Below are 3,084 nucleotides of genomic sequence, written 5' to 3' on the forward strand. Positions count from 1 at the left end.
GGTAATAAATCTGCTGGCAAATCAGGGTCAATATGAAGGAATTTCCTGTATTCGTGAACTAATCTAATTTTCATGACAAATGATTCCTCTTCAGACATTTCGTCTTTCACATTTTTCCATTTTTCAATAAAAGTCTTGTATGCGTTCTCTATACCTTTAATATCCGAGCATAGGTTAACTAAAGCTTTAGGATCTCCTAGGTACGTCGAAATGAAGAAATGAACGCTATCCCTCACATCTTTCCACGATTCATTTAACATATTATTAACATAATCCTCTATTGGATTAGGGGATATCCAAGTAGATTGAGCTAACATACCAAATCCTAGCCATCTCAATTCCTTTCTTATTTTGTCCCTTAATTCCCTCTTACTTTCTGGAATATTATAAACTATTATCCTCCATTTCTTATCCCAAGGGTGTTTAGTTTTAAAGTAAACTCTCCTAACTCCACTAGTTAGCTTAACCAAGCCTTCTTCAGATAATTTATAACTGCCTTTACTATTGACGTTCTCCAACAGACCTTTTTGCTTTAATCTAGAAACGGCAGCCCTTGTTGCTTGCTCACTCAAGCCAAATGGCTTCATCATTTTTATAAGACTTCTAACGCTTACAGTTCCTCCCTTATTATTGATATAATCTCCAAACAATGTAAATATTAACGTTTGTGGTTTCATTAATTAGATTATAATTAAAATCCTTAATATTATTATCTGATATTATTAGTTACCTCAAAAATATTAAACTAGAAACTCCCCAGCTTGGGATCACATTTGATATAATACTCCTCTATTATTTATACTTGATGAAACGATAAAAAAGTAACACGTTTATAATGTATGTTTATAATATATATTGATTCTAGCCAATAATTTGAGTTATGTTTAACTATAGAGTAACCGCATGGAGCCAGTAGAGTATTTAAGACCATATAATAAAGTTGAAATTAAGCAAGTGTCATTTTTTATCCTTGTTCATCTCTTGTTGTAACATTAGTCTTAATTTGAATCTTTGTAACTTACCAGTAGCTGTTTTAGCTATTTCATCAATAAATCTAATTTCTTTTGGACATTTATATGACGGTAATTCTCTCTTTACAAACTCCAATAGTTCCTTTGCCAATTCTTCACTAGGTTTGAAGCCACTTTTTAAAACAACAAATCCTACGACCTTCGTTAATCCTACTTCATCTGGTACTCCTACAACAGCAGCCTCATAAACTGCAGGGTGCTTTATTAACGCGCTTTCAACTTCTATAGGAGAAACCCATAAGCCACTAACTTTCATAGTATCATCAGCCCTTCCTGCATAGTGATAATAACCCTTATCATCAACATATCCTAAGTCTCCAGCTCTAAACCATTCACCTAGCATCTTCTTTTTAGTCTCATAATACCTATTCCAATAATATGGGGAAACACTATCTCCCTTTAATAATATTTCACCAATTTCTCCTTGCTTAACGGGTTTTCCTTCAGAATCAACTATCCTTACCTCATATCCAGGAACTACTTTACCACTTACACCTGGCATTGATTCATTAGGATAGTTCGATATATAAATATGTAATGCTTCTGTTGACCCTAAACCATCTAGGATCTCAATGTTATACCTTTCCTTCCATTTTATATAGATAGATGGAGGTAATGGTTCACCTGCAGACACACAAAACTTTAACGAATCTAATCTGTATTTCTGCCATTCTGTGTAATTTAGTATCATGTTAAAAATTGTAGGAACACCGAAGAATATCGTAGGCCTATACTTATCAATAGTCTTAAGGATTAATTCTGCGTTAACTTTCTCTGGTGTTACAACGACTGAGCCTCCATTAGCAAAGGCGAAATATGAAGCACCTAATCCGTAAGCAAAGAATTGTTTAGATGCGCTATAGAACTTATCCTTTTCACTAACCTTAAGAACGTTTCTGGCATAGTTAACATTGCAGACTAACATATCCTTATGTAAATGGACAGCTCCTCTAGGATAGCCTGTAGTACCAGAAGTGTAGAGAATAAATGCTATCTCGTCAGCAAAAGTCTTTGCTGGTTTCAGATCTTTACTTTGCTCATCTACTATATCATGATATCTTACTACTCTCCTATCCTCAGTTTCTCCCGGTAAAGCCATTACTTTAACATTATCCGGTATACATCTCCTTATTTTTTCCCAAATATCCGGCTCAACCACCACTAATGCTGCTCCACTATCTTCAATGTAAAAGGAATACTCACTTTCCCTTAAATAAGTGTTCAATGGTATTGGGACTGCACCAATCTTCATCGCTCCATAAAATACTGAAAAGAAGTATGTAGTATCATAGCTTATCATAATAATTCTTTGTCCCCTTCCTATTCCGAGTTTTAATAAGGCATTTCCAACTTTATTTATCTCCTCATAAAGTCTTTGATAACTCCAAACTTCGTCTTTATAATAAACAGCCGGTCTATGCTCAGATATCCAAGGTTTGAAAATTTCTTCGGCGACGTTAATAGAATTCAACGATTGTGTCATATTGGACTCATTAATATTATCATTATATTAGTATATAACGTTTTCTTCACGTATTTACTAAAAAGGCAGTTATAAATTATCTGAAGAAGGCTTGGTTAAGCTAACTAGTGGAGTTAGGAGAGTTTACTTTAAAACTAAACACCCTTGGGATAAGAAATGGAGGATAATAGTTTATAATATTCCAGAAAGTAAGAGGGAATTAAGGGACAAAATAAGAAAGGAATTGAGATGGCTAGGATTTGGTATGTTAGCTCAATCTACTTGGATATCCCCTAATCCAATAGAGGATTATGTTAATAATATGTTAAATGAATCGTGGAAAGATGTGAGGGATAGCGTTCATTTCTTCATTTCGACGTACCTAGGAGATCCTAAAGCTTTAGTTAACCTATGCTCGGATATTAAAGGTATAGAGAACGCATACAAGACTTTTATTGAAAAATGGAAAAATGTGAAAGACGAAATGTCTGAAGAGGAATCATTTGTCATGAAAATTAGATTAGTTCACGAATACAGGAAATTCCTTACATATTGACCCTGATTTGCCAGCAGATTTATTACCAGATAATT

General features: G+C 34.0%; 3 protein-coding genes. 1 reads left to right on the plus strand and 2 read right to left on the minus strand.

The window, feature by feature from the left end; all coding sequences use genetic code 11:
* The coding region (locus CM19_RS00565; RefSeq protein ID WP_048098511.1) for a PaaX family transcriptional regulator at positions 1-677 on the minus strand (677 nt) is incomplete at its 3' end.
* Between the two features lie 280 nt (positions 678-957).
* Positions 958-2,514, minus strand: coding sequence for a benzoate-CoA ligase family protein (locus CM19_RS00570; RefSeq protein WP_048098512.1), 1,557 nt, complete (start codon positions 2,512-2,514; stop codon positions 958-960).
* A 91-nt stretch (positions 2,515-2,605) separates the two neighbouring features.
* Here CM19_RS00570 and CM19_RS00575 point away from each other — a divergent pair, with 91 nt between their 5' ends.
* Positions 2,606-3,049 (plus strand): PaaX family transcriptional regulator C-terminal domain-containing protein, encoded by a 444-nt coding sequence (locus tag CM19_RS00575; RefSeq protein ID WP_052349380.1) that lies wholly within the window; start codon positions 2,606-2,608, stop codon positions 3,047-3,049.
* Positions 3,050-3,084 lie beyond the last annotated feature (35 nt).

The organism is Candidatus Acidianus copahuensis, from assembly GCF_000632495.1.
GTDB classification, from domain to species: Archaea; Thermoproteota; Thermoprotei_A; order Sulfolobales; family Sulfolobaceae; genus Acidianus; species Acidianus copahuensis.

Coding starts and splice junctions, on each gene's coding strand:
- CM19_RS00570 (WP_048098512.1), bottom strand. CDS start 2,514: ATGACACAATCGTTGAATTCTATTAACGTCGCCGAAGAAATTTTCAAA.